The organism is Empedobacter sp. GD03861 (assembly GCF_029840885.1).
Taxonomy (GTDB): Bacteria; Bacteroidota; Bacteroidia; order Flavobacteriales; family Weeksellaceae; genus Empedobacter; species Empedobacter falsenii_B.
Genome location: NZ_JAOCDJ010000002.1, coordinates 74,194 through 91,404, shown reverse-complemented (window position 1 = coordinate 91,404; position 17,211 = coordinate 74,194). Strand labels below are relative to the sequence as shown.

General features: G+C 32.7%; 15 protein-coding genes, 4 tRNA genes and 1 pseudogene. 7 read left to right on the top strand and 13 right to left on the bottom strand.

Annotated elements, in window-relative coordinates:
- Positions 1-60 precede the first annotated feature (60 nt).
- Positions 61-690 (bottom strand): 4'-phosphopantetheinyl transferase family protein, encoded by a 630-nt coding sequence (locus tag N5D03_RS01645; RefSeq protein ID WP_280050754.1) that lies wholly within the window; start codon positions 688-690, stop codon positions 61-63.
- A gap of 74 nt (positions 691-764) precedes the next feature.
- Here N5D03_RS01645 and ahcY point away from each other — a divergent pair, with 74 nt between their 5' ends.
- The gene (gene ahcY / locus N5D03_RS01640) at positions 765-2,078 is read left to right on the top strand and encodes an adenosylhomocysteinase (protein WP_038331025.1); all 1,314 of its coding nucleotides are present in this window, start codon (positions 765-767) and stop codon (positions 2,076-2,078) included.
- Positions 2,079-2,214: 136 nt separating this feature from the next.
- Here the strand turns inward: ahcY and N5D03_RS01635 are convergent, their stop codons facing one another.
- The 4 genes from N5D03_RS01635 to N5D03_RS01620 form a co-directional block, all read right to left on the bottom strand.
- A complete protein-coding gene (locus N5D03_RS01635) occupies positions 2,215-2,811 on the bottom strand; it encodes a hypothetical protein (protein WP_125349459.1) in 597 nt (198 codons plus the stop codon).
- A gap of 215 nt (positions 2,812-3,026) precedes the next feature.
- Positions 3,027-3,617, bottom strand: a complete 591-nt coding sequence (locus tag N5D03_RS01630) for a hypothetical protein (RefSeq protein ID WP_038331016.1) — start codon at positions 3,615-3,617, stop codon at positions 3,027-3,029.
- On the bottom strand, positions 3,607-4,110 hold the full coding sequence (locus N5D03_RS01625; RefSeq protein WP_038331014.1) for a sigma-70 family RNA polymerase sigma factor: 504 nt from the start codon (positions 4,108-4,110) through the stop codon (positions 3,607-3,609). Before N5D03_RS01625 ends, N5D03_RS01630 begins: the two co-directional genes overlap by 11 nt.
- A gap of 160 nt (positions 4,111-4,270) precedes the next feature.
- Complete coding sequence (locus tag N5D03_RS01620; protein ID WP_038331012.1) at positions 4,271-4,678, bottom strand: NUDIX domain-containing protein; 408 nt, start codon at positions 4,676-4,678, stop codon at positions 4,271-4,273.
- On the opposite strand from N5D03_RS01620, the gene N5D03_RS01615 reads away from it, so the two are divergent.
- Entirely contained in the window at positions 4,678-4,824 is a 147-nt protein-coding gene (locus N5D03_RS01615; protein ID WP_280050753.1) for a hypothetical protein, read from the top strand. The two genes, N5D03_RS01620 and N5D03_RS01615, sit on opposite strands and share 1 nt — an antisense overlap.
- A gap of 17 nt (positions 4,825-4,841) precedes the next feature.
- On the opposite strand, the gene N5D03_RS01610 is transcribed toward N5D03_RS01615, so the two are convergent.
- From N5D03_RS01610 to dnaE, 6 genes are all read right to left on the bottom strand, one after another.
- Positions 4,842-4,918, bottom strand: a tRNA-Asp gene (locus N5D03_RS01610).
- Positions 4,919-4,975: 57 nt separating this feature from the next.
- Positions 4,976-5,049 (bottom strand) — tRNA-Asp (locus tag N5D03_RS01605).
- Positions 5,050-5,097: 48 nt separating this feature from the next.
- A tRNA-Asp gene (locus tag N5D03_RS01600) sits at positions 5,098-5,171 on the bottom strand.
- A gap of 43 nt (positions 5,172-5,214) precedes the next feature.
- Positions 5,215-5,288 (bottom strand) — tRNA-Asp (locus N5D03_RS01595).
- Positions 5,289-5,415: 127 nt separating this feature from the next.
- On the bottom strand, positions 5,416-5,733 hold the full coding sequence (gene trxA / locus N5D03_RS01590; RefSeq protein WP_038331009.1) for a thioredoxin: 318 nt from the start codon (positions 5,731-5,733) through the stop codon (positions 5,416-5,418).
- A 110-nt stretch (positions 5,734-5,843) separates the two neighbouring features.
- Positions 5,844-10,244: a DNA polymerase III subunit alpha gene (dnaE, locus tag N5D03_RS01585; protein WP_114998805.1), complete on the bottom strand. Its 4,401-nt coding sequence runs from the start codon at positions 10,242-10,244 to the stop codon at positions 5,844-5,846.
- Positions 10,245-10,346: 102 nt separating this feature from the next.
- Between dnaE and N5D03_RS01580 the strand changes: the two genes are divergently transcribed.
- On the top strand, positions 10,347-10,871 hold the full coding sequence (locus N5D03_RS01580) for an NADPH-dependent FMN reductase (RefSeq protein WP_115001941.1): 525 nt from the start codon (positions 10,347-10,349) through the stop codon (positions 10,869-10,871).
- Positions 10,872-11,141: 270 nt separating this feature from the next.
- Positions 11,142-11,645, top strand: a complete 504-nt coding sequence (locus tag N5D03_RS01575; RefSeq protein ID WP_038331001.1) for a hypothetical protein — start codon at positions 11,142-11,144, stop codon at positions 11,643-11,645.
- A 15-nt stretch (positions 11,646-11,660) separates the two neighbouring features.
- Here the strand turns inward: N5D03_RS01575 and N5D03_RS01570 are convergent, their stop codons facing one another.
- Positions 11,661-12,029 (bottom strand): MerR family transcriptional regulator, encoded by a 369-nt coding sequence (locus tag N5D03_RS01570; RefSeq protein ID WP_038331000.1) that lies wholly within the window; start codon positions 12,027-12,029, stop codon positions 11,661-11,663.
- A 9-nt stretch (positions 12,030-12,038) separates the two neighbouring features.
- Positions 12,039-12,989: a M23 family metallopeptidase gene (locus N5D03_RS01565; protein ID WP_038330999.1), complete on the bottom strand. Its 951-nt coding sequence runs from the start codon at positions 12,987-12,989 to the stop codon at positions 12,039-12,041.
- A gap of 99 nt (positions 12,990-13,088) precedes the next feature.
- Between N5D03_RS01565 and alaS the strand changes: the two genes are divergently transcribed.
- From alaS to N5D03_RS01550, 3 genes and pseudogenes are all read left to right on the top strand, one after another.
- Entirely contained in the window at positions 13,089-15,698 is a 2,610-nt protein-coding gene (gene alaS / locus N5D03_RS01560; RefSeq protein ID WP_280035363.1) for an alanine--tRNA ligase, read from the top strand.
- Between the two features lie 103 nt (positions 15,699-15,801).
- Positions 15,802-16,713: pseudogene (locus tag N5D03_RS01555) on the top strand (EamA family transporter).
- 56 nt (positions 16,714-16,769) lie between these two features.
- Positions 16,770-17,210 carry a DUF805 domain-containing protein gene (locus N5D03_RS01550; protein WP_038330995.1) on the top strand — a complete coding sequence of 147 codons (441 nt, stop codon included), beginning with the start codon at positions 16,770-16,772 and terminating at the stop codon, positions 17,208-17,210.
- Position 17,211: the final 1 nt, after the last annotated feature.

The following is a 17,211-nucleotide window of genomic DNA, read 5'->3' as shown; positions in this document are numbered from 1 at the left end:
TTAAAATAATTCATTCTAAATCGTAAATCTAAATTCGTAATTATAATTTCTAACTTCAATCTATTCATAATCCAACACCCAAACCAAATAATATTCACCAATCATTTTATAGAATGCATGATATTTTCGAGATTTCACATCATCCGAAATCCAACAAATAAATTGTTTATTCTCTACTAATTCAAATTCTTCTGCACGATAATGATTCAGAAAATTCCAAAGATTTCCACCATTCAATTTGTACAAACCTTCTTTCATTCCCCAAATCACATGCAAATATTCAATTTCATGCTCTTGCGGAATCCAAGCTATTTCATCTGGACGCGCAAATTTATGTTTGATGTTCAAAATTTTTCTTGGTCGAGCCAATTCAATATCTATCCCAATATTATATTCGCTCACGCCAACAGAAACCAATCCATAGGAATGTGTGATGGAAATTTCTTTATTTGTAGGCAAAAAAGGTTTTCCACGTTCGTCATAATTTACATCATAATCCAAGTCCAATTTCTTTAGACAAGCGCGCAAACCAAGATATTCTCTGGCCTGTTTAGGTCGAAGATTATTATATTTTTCTATTCTATAATCCTCTAAATGAAGATATTCTAATAATTCTTCATTCGATTCTGTTACATTCCACGTAATAATGCGGGTATGTTTAAAATCGTTAATATAATCGATAACGGGCATTTTATTAATCGAAATTTGTTTGTAAATTTGTTCCTTATAAACTTAAAAAAAAAGTTAGTTAAATATATCAATTGATGGATACAAAAACGCAATACATTCCATACAAAGTTAAAGATATTTCTTTAGCTGAGTGGGGAAGAAAGGAAATTACGTTGGCTGAGGCAGAAATGCCTGGGTTGATGGCTATCCGTGAAGAGTACAAAGCTGCTCAACCTTTGAAAGGTGCTCGCATTGCAGGTTGTCTACACATGACAATCCAAACTGCAGTATTAATCGAAACGTTGGTTGCTTTAGGAGCTGATGTTACATGGTCGTCATGTAATATTTTCTCTACACAAGATCACGCTGCTGCTGCAATAGCTGCTGCTGGGATTCCTGTGTATGCTTGGAAAGGGATGAACGAAGAGGAATTCGATTGGTGTATCGAGCAAACATTATTCTTCGGAGAAGATCGTAAACCATTAAACATGATTTTGGATGATGGTGGAGACTTAACGAATATGGTGATTGATCGTTACCCAGAATTGGTTGCTGAGATCAAAGGATTATCAGAAGAAACAACTACGGGTGTACACCGTCTTTACGAAAGAATGGAGAAAGGTACATTGCCTATGCCTGCAATTAACGTAAATGACTCTGTAACAAAATCTAAATTCGACAACAAATACGGATGTCGTGAATCTGCAGTAGATGCTATCAAACGTGCTACTGACTTGATGATCGCTGGTAAACGTGTTGTAGTTTGTGGATTTGGTGATGTTGGGAAAGGTACAGCGGCTTCTTTCCGCGGTGCTGGAGCAATTGTTACAGTAACAGAAATCGACCCTATTTGTGCTTTACAAGCATCTATGGAAGGTTACGAAGTAAAAAAATTAGATACAGTGGTTGCAAACGCTGATATCGTAATTACGACTACTGGTAACTTTGGAATTGTACGTGCAGAGCATTTCGAGAAAATGAAAGACAAAGTAGTTGTGTGTAACATTGGTCACTTCGATAACGAAATCGATATGGCTTGGTTAAACGGAAACTACGGAAACACGAAAGAAGAAATTAAACCACAAGTTGACAAATACAACATCAACGGAAATGACATCATCATTTTGGCTGAAGGACGTTTAGTTAACTTAGGTTGTGCAACAGGACACCCTTCTTTTGTGATGTCAAACTCTTTCTCTAACCAAACTTTAGCTCAAATCGAATTGTGGACAAATTCATCAGCTTACAAAAATGAAGTATATACTTTACCTAAGCATTTAGATGAAAAAGTTGCAGAATTGCATTTAGCTAAATTAGGAGTAGAATTAGAAGTTTTATCTCAAGAACAAGCAGAATACATTGGTGTAACGGTTGAAGGACCATTTAAACCAGAATATTATAGATATTAATTAATTTTAATTCAAAATTTTTATTTGAAAAAAGAAAAAAGCACTTAACTATATGCCCTCGCCCTGAACAAGCGAGGGCTTTTTTGTTAGTCATTTTCTACGCCAGAAATTGATTCAAGTTCATTATTCAATTTATTTAGCTCTTCCTTTGTTGTATATTTTTTAGGAATATTTTTCTTAAATTAAATGTCGCTTCTTTTTTATTTTTTATCAAAATATCAGCATTGATTGCAGGCGTAATTCCTAATGGTGTTTTCATCCACACATCAGAATCAGTCGTTTTATATAAACATTTAGCCAGCAAAGCTCCACTAAAATAAATTGGCTTTTCAACTTCTGTTAATAATTCTACTTTGATGAAAAAATCATCTTGATATTTAATATTCAAATCACGTAAATCCATCGAAAAGACATCATTCTGTTGATATTCTTTTTTTACAACAACTTCAAAAGGTTTTTCTAAAATTGATTGAGCTGGTTTCCCATTATTCATTGCCGTTAAATCAACTTTCAAAAGAATAGAATCTAATTTCAAACTATTACTAAAATTGAAATTAATACGTTGAAAAGTGAATTCTTTTTTAGGCGCATTTATTGGAATTGCAAATTCTTTGGTAAACTTAGGAAGTGAATCTTTACTAAAATTAATATCAGCCGTTAATCCGATTAAAATTGATTTCGTCTTGGTATCCGAACCAACACGTTTCAATCGAAATTTGCTTTTATCATACAAAATCGTTTCATGTCATTCTATCGTATCTTTTTTATAATCTTGTGCATTTGCAAACGTTATAAAACATAAAAAAAGAAAGTAAATTTTTGTCATCTATTTGGTTTTTAAATCATTTATCAATTTTATAAAATATAGATGTTCAAAATTCACAAAGGTTACACAATGACATGTTAAAGTTTAACGCATTACATTAACAAAAGAAGAGTAACTTTTGGTTACTCTTCTAATTGATGCAATATATTTTCTAATTCTACCAGATTCTTTTTATAATAAGTAGAAATCCACCATTTTAATAATAAAACGCAAATTAATACATAAAAAAATAGTGTAAGAAAAATATAAAGATAAAACTGAAATTTGTATTCAAATTGCAACGAGTTAGGATGCTGGATATACGAAATCCCAATAATCATCAACACTAAAATAGAAATCAAGTACGAGTAAATACTGTAAATATCAATCGCAGATTTGTAATTATAATAAAACCAATTGATGTTCTTTAGCGAATTATATTCCAGATGATATGATCGTTTATAAAACTTGAAAACATAAATAAACGGCACCAAAAAAGTCAACGAAATACACAACAATGTCCACCAAATTGTTGGCGTATTTGCATCAAATAAGAAAGGAAAAGTATATAAAAACAATAATCCTAATAATTGAACATAAAACTCTTTCTTCAAGGTTTTTCGTACTTTATCAATAATGGTATTTGCTTCTTGATTAAACTCAAGATTTGGATCAATTTTAACTTCATCTGAAGATTGATTGTCCCATTGTTTTTGTAATTCATCAAAATTCATAACCGTATTTTTTTATGATGATTTGTATTTTTTCTTTCGTTCTGTTCAATTTCACACGTGCATTTACTTCCGAAATTCCCAAGTTCATACAAATTTCCTTGTGATTTTGTCCTTCCAAAAACAGAAAAATCAATGCTTTTTCTACTTTATTCAATTCATGAACTGCTTTATAAAACAATTCGAGTTGTGTTTCTTTTTCACCAAAATCCATCTCATCTACTTGATCAATATTTTCTAAAAAAGTATGACGATCTGCTTTTTTCTTTTCTTTTCTAAAATAAGTTAACGCCGTGTTCAACGAAACGCGATACATCCAAGTTGAAAATTGAGATTTACCTTCGAAACGATCAAAAGATTTCCATAGTTGCAAAACAATCTCTTGTATCAAATCATTTTGATCTTCAGAATTATCCATATACATCTTAGCGATTTTGTGTAAAATCTCTTTGTGTTGATCGATTAATTCTAAAAAAAGGGTTTGTTTAGCTTCCAAAATCGTTACTTTATTTTTTTCAACGCAACTTGTTCATCGTCTATTATGATAACATTATTTTCAACTGTTATTTCCAAAATAGATTTCATCGCTTAATTATTTAGTGTTTATTAGTAAGTAAACATAAAGTAAAAACGTTACAAAAATTTTGAAAAAAAATTTAAAAAACCATTTCTAACCAAATCGGTAAACTGAATTCTTCTAATAAATGAGCCAATTGAAATTCTTTGTAGTTTTCTTTCGTTATCCACGCCATTTCTTCTATCTCAGAAGCGATTTTAAGCGTTTCTAATGATTTTAATTTAACATGAAATACATTTGCATAAACTTCGGTATTAACTTCATTAACGGCAATAGAAGTGTGTTGCCCTAAAAATGAAACATCGTGCTGTAGAATATCAACATTAATCTCTTCTAAAAATTCGCGTCGAAGTGTGGTTAATAATTCTTCATCTTGTTCTCGTTTTCCACCAACCATCTGAAAAAATTTCGATTTCTTTTTTCGGACAGCTAACATTCTACCCGTTTCATCTGTAACCAAGGCGTTCACCAAATAAATATGATTCATTGTTATACGTTATGCGTTATGCGTTATACGTTATGCGTTATGCGTTATGCGTTATGCGTTATGCGTTATGCGTTATGCGTTATGCGTTATGCGTTATGCGTTATGCAAAAATAAAAAGTTTGGAGCAAAAAAAAGCCTCACAATAAGTGAAGCTTATAAAAGTTGGCGATCCGGACGGGACTCGAACCCGCGACCACTTGCGTGACAGGCAAGTATTCTAACCAACTGAACTACCGGATCAGTCTGTTTTTTTATTTATAATTTTCGATCGCACTAAAATAGAAAAAGAAATAGATGCGATCCGGACGGGACTCGAACCCGCGACCACTTGCGTGACAGGCAAGTATTCTAACCAACTGAACTACCGGATCAGAAAATTATAAATTGATATATTTTTTATGAATTTTTATAAAAAATTGCGATCCGGACGGGACTCGAACCCGCGACCACTTGCGTGACAGGCAAGTATTCTAACCAACTGAACTACCGGATCAGAAATTATAAAAAATATATTGTGTAAAAGAACGAACTTTTTGCGATCCGGACGGGACTCGAACCCGCGACCACTTGCGTGACAGGCAAGTATTCTAACCAACTGAACTACCGGATCAAAATCTGTATCGATTTCGGATTGCAAATATAGGCGGTTTTCTGATAAAACCTAAACTTTTTTCAAAAAAAATCTCGGAAATTTTGCATCCGAGATTCTTTTATTTCAAAATCAACGATTTAATTTATTATAAAATCGCGTTTAATTTTTCTACTAATTGCTCTTTTGGAACAACTCCAACAACTTTGTCTACTACTTCTCCGTCTTTGAAGAATAAAATTGTAGGAATGTTACGGATTCCATATTTCGCAGCAACTTCTTGGTTTGTGTCTACATCAACTTTACCAATAACTGCTTTTCCTTGATATTCTGTAGCAAGCTCTTCCACAACTGGACCAACCATTCTACAAGGACCACACCAAACAGCCCAAAAATCAACCATTGCTGGTTTTCCTGACTCTATAATATCTGATGCAAATGATGCGTCTGTTACTTCTAATGCCATAATCTTATATTTTTTTATCTAATCTTAAGTTTACAAATCTACATAAAATTTTATTCTTGAAAAATTTCGTTCATATTATCTATCAATTATTGAATAGATGAAACGAATAATTAATTCAGTTTGAATGTAATTTCCTGCAATTCATCTAATTCTTTCAACAAATCTCGACAAATGTTAATTTTGATTTTACTTGCTGGTAAATCTAAATTATTCAAATAATCTTTTGGATCAATTAATTGAATTTTTAATAATTTATCTCCTTGATATTTGAACATAATATCTGATAATTTGCTAAATGTTTCTTCCGAAAATTCTGGAACTTCAATCTTCACCGTCATTTTTTCGGCTTGTTTTTCAACAATTTCATTCAACAACAAAATATTTGTGATGTTTTTATACACACGACCTTGCGTTACATTTCCTTCTTTGTCTTTGAATTCTTTTTTCGAGATATTCAATTTCAAATTCAAGAACATATTTTCCTGCATAAAGTGTCTATATTTCATATAATCGCTACCAAAAACCATGATATCCATCGAATCGGTGTAATCACTAAACGTAAAAATACCAAATTCGTTTCCATTTTTGGCAATTCTATGTTGAATATTTGACATCATTCCACAAATTGAAACTTCTTTGTTAACAAAATTATCTTCATTCGCATTGATATCAGAAATACTACAATTTGAAGCCATTTTCAACTCATGTTTGAAATCATCCAAAGGATGCGAAGAAATATAAATTCCAACAACTTCTTTCTCTTTCGACAAACGTTGTAACATATTCCATTTCTCACAATCTGGCAACATCGGAACCACATCTTCTACAACAGAATCACCTCCAAAATCACCAAATAAAGAAGTTTGAGAAGAGTTTTTTTGCTCCTGATAATTTCCTCCATATTTGATTAATTTTTCCAGATTCGTCGTTGTATTATCGATAAAAAAATAACGTCCACGATGAAATTCAAACGAATCAAAACCTCCAGCTAAAACTAAGTTTTCGATTGTTTTTTTGTTCACTGTTCGCAATTCGACACGTTTAACAAAGTCGTATATATCTTTGAACGGACCATTTGCTTCACGTTCAGAAATTATCGAGTTTACTGCGGCTTGCCCAACACCTTTTACAGCTCCCATTCCAAAACGAATTTCATAATTTTCGTTTACGTTAAACTTCGTAATCGATTCATTGATATCTGGACCAAGAACCGCCAATCCCATTCGCTTACACTCTTCCATAAAGAAGGTCACTTGCTTGATATCATTCATATTATTTGAAAGAACAGCCGCCATATATTCTGCTGGATAATGTGCTTTCAGATAAGCTGTTTGATACGCTACCCATGCATAACACGTCGAGTGCGATTTATTGAAGGCATAGGATGCAAAGGCTTCCCAGTCTGTCCAAACTTTTTCTAAAATCTTAGGATCATGCCCTTTTTCTGAAGCTTGCGCAACAAATTTTGGTTTCATTTTATCCAAGACAGCTTTTTGCTTTTTCCCCATTGCTTTACGCAAAACGTCGGCATCACCTTTCGAGAAACCTGCTAATTTTTGCGAAAGCAACATTACTTGCTCCTGATAAACCGTAATTCCGTAGGTTTCTGATAAATATTCTTCCATCGCATCCAAATCGTACTGAATTGGTTCTTCACCATTTTTACGGCGAACAAACGACGGAATATATTCGATAGGCCCAGGACGATAAAGGGCATTCATGGCAATTAAATCCGCGAAAACTGTCGGACGTAAATCCTTCATGTATTTTTGCATTCCGGGTGACTCGTATTGGAAAACCCCAACCGTTTCGCCACGCTGGAAAAGCTCATATGTTTTTTCGTCGTCAATCGGAATTTCATCCGGATTGATTTCGATTCCTGTTCTCGCTTTTACTAATTTGATGGTATCTTTAATCAAGGTTAAGGTTTTCAACCCCAAAAAGTCCATCTTCAATAATCCGGCACTTTCTGCAACCGAGTTATCAAACTGCGTTACATATAAATCTGAATCTTTAGCTGTTGTTACAGGTACGAAATTCGTAATATCATCTGGCGTAATAATTACCCCACACGCGTGAATTCCCGTGTTACGAACAGAACCTTCTAAGATTTTTGCTTGCTGAATAGTTTCCGCAGCTAAATCGTCTCCATTCGATAAACGTTTTAATTCGCTTACAGCATCAAACTCTTCTGGTTTTAAGGCTCCTTTTAATGCAGCTTCATCTAAATTGAAGATTTTAGATAACTTCATATTCGGAATCAAACCTGCAACACGGTTCGCATCAAACAATGGTAAATCCAATACACGCGCCGTATCTTTAATCGAAGATTTCGCCGCCATTGTACCATAAGTGATGATTTGCGCTACTTGATTTGCTCCATATTTATCAATCACATAATCCATTACCAACGATCGACCTTCGTCATCAAAGTCGATATCGATATCGGGCATAGATACACGATCAGGATTTAGGAATCGCTCAAAAAGTAAATCGTACTGAATTGGATCTAAATTGGTAATCCATAAACAATAAGCAACTGCTGATCCTGCCGCCGAACCACGACCTGGACCAACCGATACGCCCATTTTACGCGCCGCAGCAATAAAATCTTGTACAATCAAGAAATAACCAGGATAACCTGTTTTTTCAATTGTGGCTAATTCGAAATCCAAACGTTCTTTAATTTCGTCTGTCAATTCTGGATAACGAATTTTTGCACCTTCGTAGGTTAAATGTTTTAAATAAGCATTCTCACCTCTTTTCCCTCCATCTTCATCATCTTCTGCGTGATGAAATTCTTCGGGAATATCAAATTTTGGAAGTAATACATCTCGATAAAGCGTGTATTCTTCTATTTTATCAACAATTTCTTGAATATTAATAATTGCTTCGGGAATGTCTTGAAACAATTGTTTCATTTCTGCTTCCGACTTAAAATAATATTCTTGATTTGGCAAACCAAAACGGAATCCACGACCACGACCAATTGGCGTTGATTGTTTTTCTGCATCGCGCACACACAACAAAATATCGTGTGCATTCGAATCGTCTTGATTGATATAATACGTATTATTTGTCGCAACAACTTTTACATTGTGTTTACGCGCAAACGCAAGCAAAGTCTGATTAACACGATCTTCATCTTCTTGTCCGTGGCGCATCAATTCGATGTAAAAATCATCACCAAACTGCTCTTTCCACCAAAGTAAAGCTTCTTCGGCTTGCTTTTCACCAAGATTCAAAATTTTGTTTGGAACTTCACCTTGTAAGTTTCCAGACAAAACAATTAAATCTTCTTTATATTCTTCAATAATCGCTTTATCAATTCGAGGCACGTAGTAAAACCCATCAGTATAAGCCTTCGATGCCATTTTTGCTAAATGATGATAACCATTTTTGTTCTTTGCAAAAATTACAATTTGATAGCCATTATCCTTTTTTGTTTTGTCTAAATGATTTTCACAAACAAAGAATTCGGAACCAATAATAGGTTTTAAGATAACTTCCGTTGGTTCTGCTCCGTCAGCAATTAACTCTTCATTCTTTACTTTTGCAGCTTTATTATGATTTTGTACTTCTGCATTAAAATGAAAAGCTCCCATCATATTTCCATGATCGGTAATTGCAACTGCAGTCATTTTATTTTTTGCCGCAGCACTCACCAAATCGTTTACAGAAATAGTCGATTGAAGAATTGAAAATTGTGTGTGATTATGTAAATGTGCAAATTTTGCTTTCTCGAATTGTGCTAAAACTTCTTCCGAAATATCAATAACCTCATCTCCTCCATCTTCTTTGGCTTTAATTTTCGCAATTTCTTGTGAAGCTTTTTTAAGATTTACGTGATTTAGTCCAACTGGCTGAATATTTGTTTCATTAATTGCATTAAATCGAACAAAATATTCATCTTCAACTTCTAACTCGTTTTTTGTAAAAATACCTTTACGAATCAACTCGAAAAAACAACGCGTAGTTGCCTCCACATCGGCAGTTGCGTTATGCGCTTCGCCAAACGAAACACCAAAAAGATATTGATGCAATTCCGTTAACGTTGGTAATTTGTAACGACCTCCACGACCTCCAGGAAGTTTCAATAACTCAGCAGTCACCTCGGTACAGGTATCCAAAACAGGTTTTTCGGCTAAATTATTTTCATAATTCAGACGATAAAATTCGGCTCCCATAATGTTAATATCGAAACCTAAATTTTGTCCAACAATAAATTTAGCTTTACCTAAAGCTTCGTTGAATTTATCTAAAACTTCTTTTAATGGAACACCTTTTTCGGTTGCTAAATCAGTTGAAATTCCGTGAATACGTTCAGAATCATACGGAATATCAAAACCATCTGGACGCACCAAATAATCTTGATGTTCAATAATTTGCCCCATTTCATCGTGCAATTGCCAAGCGATTTGTATACAACGCGGCCAGTTGTCGGAGTCAGAAATCGGCGCATTCCAATCTTTCGGAAGACCAGTTGTCTCTGTATCGTATATTAAGTACATTGAGTTTTCGTTTGAATCTGTAAATTTACGAAATCTTAGCAGAAGATTTTCTTAAGATAAGTTAAGAATAATTATCTATTTTAGATGTTCAAATCAACGAAAATGAAAAATATTTTCATCATTAATGGAAGCACAAGCGAAAATTCATCTAATCAAAAAATCATAGAAAATTTTATTTCTTCTACATCTCAATATTTCAAATGTACTGTTTTTGATGAATTAAAAACTCTTCCTCATTTTGATCCAGAACGTTCTATCGAAAATACGCCGCAAGAAATACTTGGTTTTAGAACTGAAATAGAAAAAGCTGATGGAATAATTATTTGTACGCCCGAATATATTTTTAGTATTCCGAGTGGATTAAAAAATGTATTAGAATGGTGCGTTTCTACAACCATTTTTGATGGAAAACCTTTAGGAATTATCACTGCGTCTGCAAATGGAGAAAAAGGACATGAAGAATTGCAATTGATAATGAAAACGTTGATGACAAACTTCAATAATGAAACAACTTTACTCATTCAAGGTGTTAAAGGAAAAGTAAATTCGGAAGGAAAAATTATTGATAAAGTAACTTTACAACAATTGGAAGAGTTCATCGTAGCTTATAACCAACTATTAACCTAAAATATGTTTTACGTTTATACTATTGCAATACCACTTTTGATTATTTTGACTTTTTATTTCGTTGAACGAAAAATATTCAAAATAAATAACCTTCTCATTTTAGTTTTTTTATTCTGGCTTTACTTGATTAGCTTATTTTTTTTACAATATTTTAAAATTTTAAATGATTTTTGGAGTTTATACTCCATTTTACTCTTCTTACTTCCAATCACTATTATTGTATTAATTATAAAAATTGTAATGATTATTCTAAATAATTTTAAAAAATAAATGAAACAAAAACTAATCTATATACTTTATTGGTCAGCAATATTTACGGTTTCAATATCAATGTTTGTGTATGGAATTGTAAAACCTACTCAATTCACAAATATGGATAACAGCATTAATAATCATCTTTCTGAAGGTCATCGATTGATGTGGAATTTTTATAGTTTTACCAAAGGGTATCCAATAATCATCGGAATTTTTGAAGTGATTGGTGCAATCACATTACTTTTTAGAAGGACAAGAATTTTTGCATGCTTGTTATTAACTACAATTTTAATCAATATTATTCTACAAGATTATTTCTATGAAATTGTTGCGCTAAATTCTTCTATTTTTTATCAAGTTTTAGTCTTTGTTATCTTAATTATTGACAAAGAAAGAGTGATTGAAATTTTTTCGAAACTATTTGAATTAAAAACTAAACTAAAACCAAACTGGATTCTAATCATTATAAGTTTTATACTTGCAATTGGCTTTAAATTTATTGAAACAAAAGTTTTATAACCAAAAAAGATGAACTTAATTCAGTTCATCTTTTTCTAAAATTTCTTCCGACTCAAAACTCATTTTAAGTTTGATGAGTTCATCTTTTATATTTTCTAATCGCTTCACAACATCTATTTCATCTGTTGTTGTCGCAATTCCTTTTTTACCAATCGCTTGTTTTGCACCTTCTAACGTATAGCCTTTTATTTTTACCAAATAATAGATATTCTTGAAACAATCAATATCATTTTTGGTAAATAATCGATTTCCTTTTTTGTTCTTTTTGGGTTGAATAATTTCAAATTCTTTCTCCCAAAATCGAATCAACGATGCATTTACATCAAAGGCTTTGGCGACTTCGCCAATCGAGTAATATAGTTTATCAGGCAGGTCTACGTTCATTATCAGCGTTTAATCCAAAGATAATGACAATTTTTTAGAGTTTTGATAAATTTTAATGAAATCGTCTGGATCTACATCATTGTAGAAATACATAATTGGATCTACAGGTTCTCCATTCTTGTGAATTTCGTAATGCAAATGCGCTCCTGTCGACAATCCAGTCGTCCCAACATAACCAATTACATCGCCTCTTTTCACTTTTTGTCCACTACGAACTTTCGCACGAGACATGTGAGCATACAAACTTTCGTAACCATTTCCGTGTTTCAAGACCACCATATTTCCGTAACCCGAATTAAATTCAGAAACTTTTACAGAACCATCTCCAGTTGCATAAATTGGTGTTCCTGTAGAAGCTGCAAAATCTAAACCTTTGTGCATTTTATTCACTTTCAAAATTGGGTGAAAACGAGATCCATAACCAGAAGCTAATCTACTTACATATTTATCTGCAACAGGTTTTAGTACTGGCATTGATGATAAATTGGCATCTTTAACACCAGCCGAACGAAATACTTCGTCCAACGATTTTGATTCAATTTCAATTTTATCAATCAATTTTTCGATATCTTCTGCTGTATAATTATCAATTTCTTTGTTTACAGAATCGATATTTTCATTGACACGCATATCATAAATTGTACGATAAATATTGCGATCTTTTTCTTCGATTTCTGTCAAAGCTTCTTCAACTTCTTTGAATTTTTTATGTAATTGCTGATTTTCATTTTCCATTCTTTCCAACTCAGCTAATAATTTGCTTTTGTCATCTTTGAATTTCCCTGCTCTCGATGCGTATTCAGAATCATTAAAATGATAACCAATCATTCCAGCAGATATTGTCGATAGACATAAAAATAGTAATACGTATAATGCTGTTTTAGGAGTTTTTTGGACTCTTTTCTTCGCCCAACTCATTAAAAATTTCACAGAATTATACTTATAGTTTTTATTTTCCATTACTTAACCAACCTTTTATTATCTTTGTAAAACGTTTGCAAAGTAACGAATATTGTACGAGTAAACTTGTTAATCAAATGATAAAAATAATTTAATTAAATGAAATCCAAAGATATAAGAAAAGAATTTCTGCATTTTTTTGAGACAAAAGGCCACTTAATAGTAGACTCTGCGCCGATTGTTTTGAAAGACGATCCGACATTAATGTTCAATAATTCGGGGATGGCACAATTCAAAGAATATTTTTTAGGAAACGGAACTCCAAAAAGTAATCGTATCGCGGATACACAAAAATGTCTTCGTGTTTCTGGTAAACATAATGATTTGGATGATGTAGGAAAAGATACTTACCACCACACGATGTTCGAAATGTTAGGAAACTGGTCTTTTGGTGATTATTTCAAAAAAGAAGCAATCGCTTGGGCGTGGGAATTACTAACAGAAAAATACGGAATCTCTAAAGATCAAATTTATGTAACCGTTTTTGAAGGTGATAAAGGTGACGGAACATCATTAGATGAAGAAGCATTAGAACTTTGGAAACAACATATTGCTGAAGATAGAATTCTTTACGGAAATAAAAAAGATAATTTCTGGGAAATGGGTGATATCGGACCATGTGGACCATGTTCTGAAATTCATGTTGATATTCGTCCAGAAGCTGATCGTTTAGCTGTTGATGGTAAAACATTGGTTAATATGGATCATCCACAAGTTATCGAAATTTGGAACTTGGTATTTATGCAATATCAACGTAAAGCGGATGGTTCTTTAGAATCTTTACCGGCTCGCCATATCGATACAGGTATGGGATTTGAGCGTTTGGCAATGGTTTTACAAGGAAAATCATCTAACTATGATACAGATGTTTTTCAACCAACAATTCAAAAATTAGAAGAAATTTCTGGTGTAAAATACGGAACAGCAGAAAAAACAGATATCGCTATTCGTGTTGTAGTTGACCATTTACGTGCAGTTTCTTTTGCAATTGCAGACGGACAATTACCATCAAACACAGGAGCAGGATATGTAATTCGTCGTATTTTACGTCGTGCAATTTCTTACGGATATCGTTTCTTAGGTCTTAAAGAACCTTTTATCTATAAATTATATCCAATCTTGAAAGCTGAAATGGGTGATTTCTTCCCAGAATTAGTGAAACAAGAAACAATTGTAACTGGCGTTATTCGCGAAGAAGAAGCATCTTTCTTACGTACAATTGAACAAGGATTAAATCGATTAAATCAAATCATTGAGCAATTAGGAGATTCTAAAGTTGTTCCTGGTGATGTGGTTTTCGAATTATATGACACATTTGGTTTCCCCGCAGATTTATCTCGTATTGTAGCAGAAGATCACGGTTTCACAATTGACGAAGCTGGTTTTGAAGCTGAAATGGCGAAACAAAAAGAACGTTCGAAAAAAGCAACTGCTTTAGTAACGGATGACTGGGTTATTTTAGATGATAAAGGAAAGGAAACCTCTATCGCTTATGATAACACAGAAGCTGAAGTAAAAATTACACGTTACAGAAAAGTAAAAAATAAAAAAGGAGAATTTTTCCAATTGGTATTCAACCAAACGCCATTCTATGCAGAATCTGGAGGACAAATTGGTGATACAGGATCAATTTCTACTTTGAATGAAACAATTGAAGTTGTTGACACGAAAAAAGAAAATAACTTAGTAATTCATTTCGTTGAAACTTTACCAGAAAATGTAAACGCTACATTCAATGCGAAAGTTGACACAGAAAAACGTAATGAGACAACTAAAAATCACTCTGCAACACACTTAATGCACGAAGCTTTACGCGAAGTTTTAGGAACGCACGTAGAACAAAAAGGTTCGTATGTTGGAGACGATTATTTACGTTTTGACTTTTCTCATTTCTCTAAAATGACAGATGAAGAATTGGCTATTGTTGAGCAAAAAGTAAACGATAAAATTGCAGAAGCTTTACCATTAATCGAAAAAAGAGATTGTGATATCAACGAAGCTATTGCTGATGGAGCTATGGCTCTATTTGGTGAAAAATATGGTGATAAAGTTCGTGTCATTCGTTTCGGATCTTCAATCGAATTATGTGGTGGTACGCACGTAAAAAACACAGCAGATATTCGTTTGTTCAGAATTTTATCTGAATCTTCTACTGCTGCTGGTATTCGTCGTATCGAAGCAATTACATCAAACAAAGCAATCGAAGCATACAAAGATGCTGAGAAAAATTACAATGATGTTTTAGCTGCACTTAAAACGAAAAATGATGCGGTAAAAGCGGTTCAACATTTATTAGATGAAAATGCAGAATTGAAAAAGCAATTAGAGTCTTTTGTTGCGCAACAAGCTGCTGCTGAGAAAGCGACTTGGAAAGCTGCGATTAAAGAGATTAATGGTGTTAATTTCTTAGCGGTTAAAACGAATTTAGATACAAATGCCGCAAAACAAAATGCAATTGATTTGACAAAAGAAATCGAAAATGCATTTATCGTTGTTGGTACGAATGATGCCGTAAAACCATCGATTACAATTTCTATCGCAAAAAACCTTGTAGATGAAAAAGGTTATAACGCAGGACAAATTGTAAAAGAAATCGCGAAGCACATCAATGGCGGCGGTGGTGGACAAGCTTTCTTAGCTACAGCAGGTGGTAAAGAGGTTTCTGGATTAGATGCTGCACTAAAACAAGCAGAGGATTTTGTTAAATAATAAATCTCTATTATAATACTTTAAAAGCGACTTGGTTTATCAAGTCGCTTTTTTTTTATTTTTATAATTCTATTTTAGAATTAACACTTTTAACTTTTTTATCTTGAAAGAGATCAAATTATTGATTGCCGTAAGTATAGTTGCAATTGTTTGGGGAACAACTTTTCTCGGAATTCGTGTAGCTGTAGAAACTATTCCAGGTTGGTTTGTAGCTGGAATTCGTCAATTTTTGGCAGGAATTATTATGCTAATTATTTTACTTTCGAAAAAGGAATTAAAATGGATTGGCTGGAAAAATTTGTCTTATCAACTTATATTTTCAAGTTTGATGTTAATCGCTGCAAATGGCTTAACTACTGTTGCAGAAGAAAATTTATCGAGTAGTTTAGCTGCATTAATTAGTGCAACCTCACCTATTCTCGTTTTTTTAGGAAGTATTTTTATTGGCTTACAAAAATTCAGTTAGCGTGGATTATTAGGTGTTTTACTTTATTTTGGGGGTGGAATATTTATTTTTTGGTAGGGAAATCAAGAATTAGCAAATCTAGCATATAGAACTGGAATTATTTTACTTTTTTGTGCAATTACAGGTTGGGCAACAGGAACTATTTTCATTAAAAAAATGAATATTCAATCCAAAAATATTTCTCTCAATCTTTTTTACCAATTTATATTTGCTGGAATTGTTTAAATTATTTTTGCATTCGCTTTTACTAAAAATTATAATTTCGAAAATTGGAGTACAAAAAGTATTTCTGCCATGCTTTATTTAGCTGTTTTTGGTTCTGTGATTACGTTTTTTTCATTTCATTATGCGTTGACCAAAATTTCTCCAATACAAGTTTCTATTCTTTCTTATTTCAATACGATTATTGCAATAATTTTGGGTTGGTTAATATTAGACGAACAAATTTCATCAAAGTTTATCGTCGCTACTATTCTAATTATTCTTGGTGTTTTTATTATTAATTATAAGCCAGAAATGTTCAAAACTAAACGTTTAAAAGCAGATTAAGAGTTACGTAATAAAATTTATTTTAATATTTTTAACATAATTTAACAACTTAATCTATGATTGAAATATACAAACGAGTAATGTTTGACAATTACGCCAATTTCTCGGGAAGAGCCCGCAGAAGCGAATATTGGTATTATACATTATGTAATGTTATCATTTCATTTGTAATGTATATTCTAGTTATTATCTCTGTAGCTATTGGAAGCGACGGAGAAAGTCCTGGAATTTTATTTTACTTAATTTATGGAATTTTAATGTTGTATGCATTAGCAACTTTTATCCCTTCTTTAGCAGTTGTTGTAAGACGATTACACGACACAGGAAAAAGTGGTTGGTATTATTTAATTGGTTTAATTCCTCTTGTGGGAGCTATTTTATTAATAATAGCATTAGTTACAGATAGCCAACCAGGTTCTAATCAATGGGGACCAAACCCAAAAGAAACTGATGATTCTATCAACGAAATAGGAAACGATTTAATCGAAAGATATTAAA

Excerpts from the sequence above, each read along its gene's own strand:
- N5D03_RS01645 (WP_280050754.1), bottom strand. The coding sequence starts at position 690 with ATGCCCGTTATCGATTATATTAACGATTTTAAACATACCCGCATTATT.
- ahcY (WP_038331025.1), top strand. The coding sequence starts at position 765 with ATGGATACAAAAACGCAATACATTCCATACAAAGTTAAAGATATTTCT.
- N5D03_RS01630 (WP_038331016.1), bottom strand. The coding sequence starts at position 3,617 with ATGAATTTTGATGAATTACAAAAACAATGGGACAATCAATCTTCAGAT.
- N5D03_RS01620 (WP_038331012.1), bottom strand. The coding sequence starts at position 4,678 with ATGAATCATATTTATTTGGTGAACGCCTTGGTTACAGATGAAACGGGT.
- trxA (WP_038331009.1), bottom strand. The coding sequence starts at position 5,733 with ATGGCATTAGAAGTAACAGACGCATCATTTGCATCAGATATTATAGAG.
- dnaE (WP_114998805.1), bottom strand. The coding sequence starts at position 10,244 with ATGTACTTAATATACGATACAGAGACAACTGGTCTTCCGAAAGATTGG.
- N5D03_RS01580 (WP_115001941.1), top strand. The coding sequence starts at position 10,347 with ATGAAAAATATTTTCATCATTAATGGAAGCACAAGCGAAAATTCATCT.
- N5D03_RS01575 (WP_038331001.1), top strand. The coding sequence starts at position 11,142 with ATGAAACAAAAACTAATCTATATACTTTATTGGTCAGCAATATTTACG.
- N5D03_RS01570 (WP_038331000.1), bottom strand. The coding sequence starts at position 12,029 with ATGAACGTAGACCTGCCTGATAAACTATATTACTCGATTGGCGAAGTC.
- N5D03_RS01565 (WP_038330999.1), bottom strand. The coding sequence starts at position 12,989 with ATGGAAAATAAAAACTATAAGTATAATTCTGTGAAATTTTTAATGAGT.
- alaS (WP_280035363.1), top strand. The coding sequence starts at position 13,089 with ATGAAATCCAAAGATATAAGAAAAGAATTTCTGCATTTTTTTGAGACA.
- N5D03_RS01550 (WP_038330995.1), top strand. The coding sequence starts at position 16,770 with ATGATTGAAATATACAAACGAGTAATGTTTGACAATTACGCCAATTTC.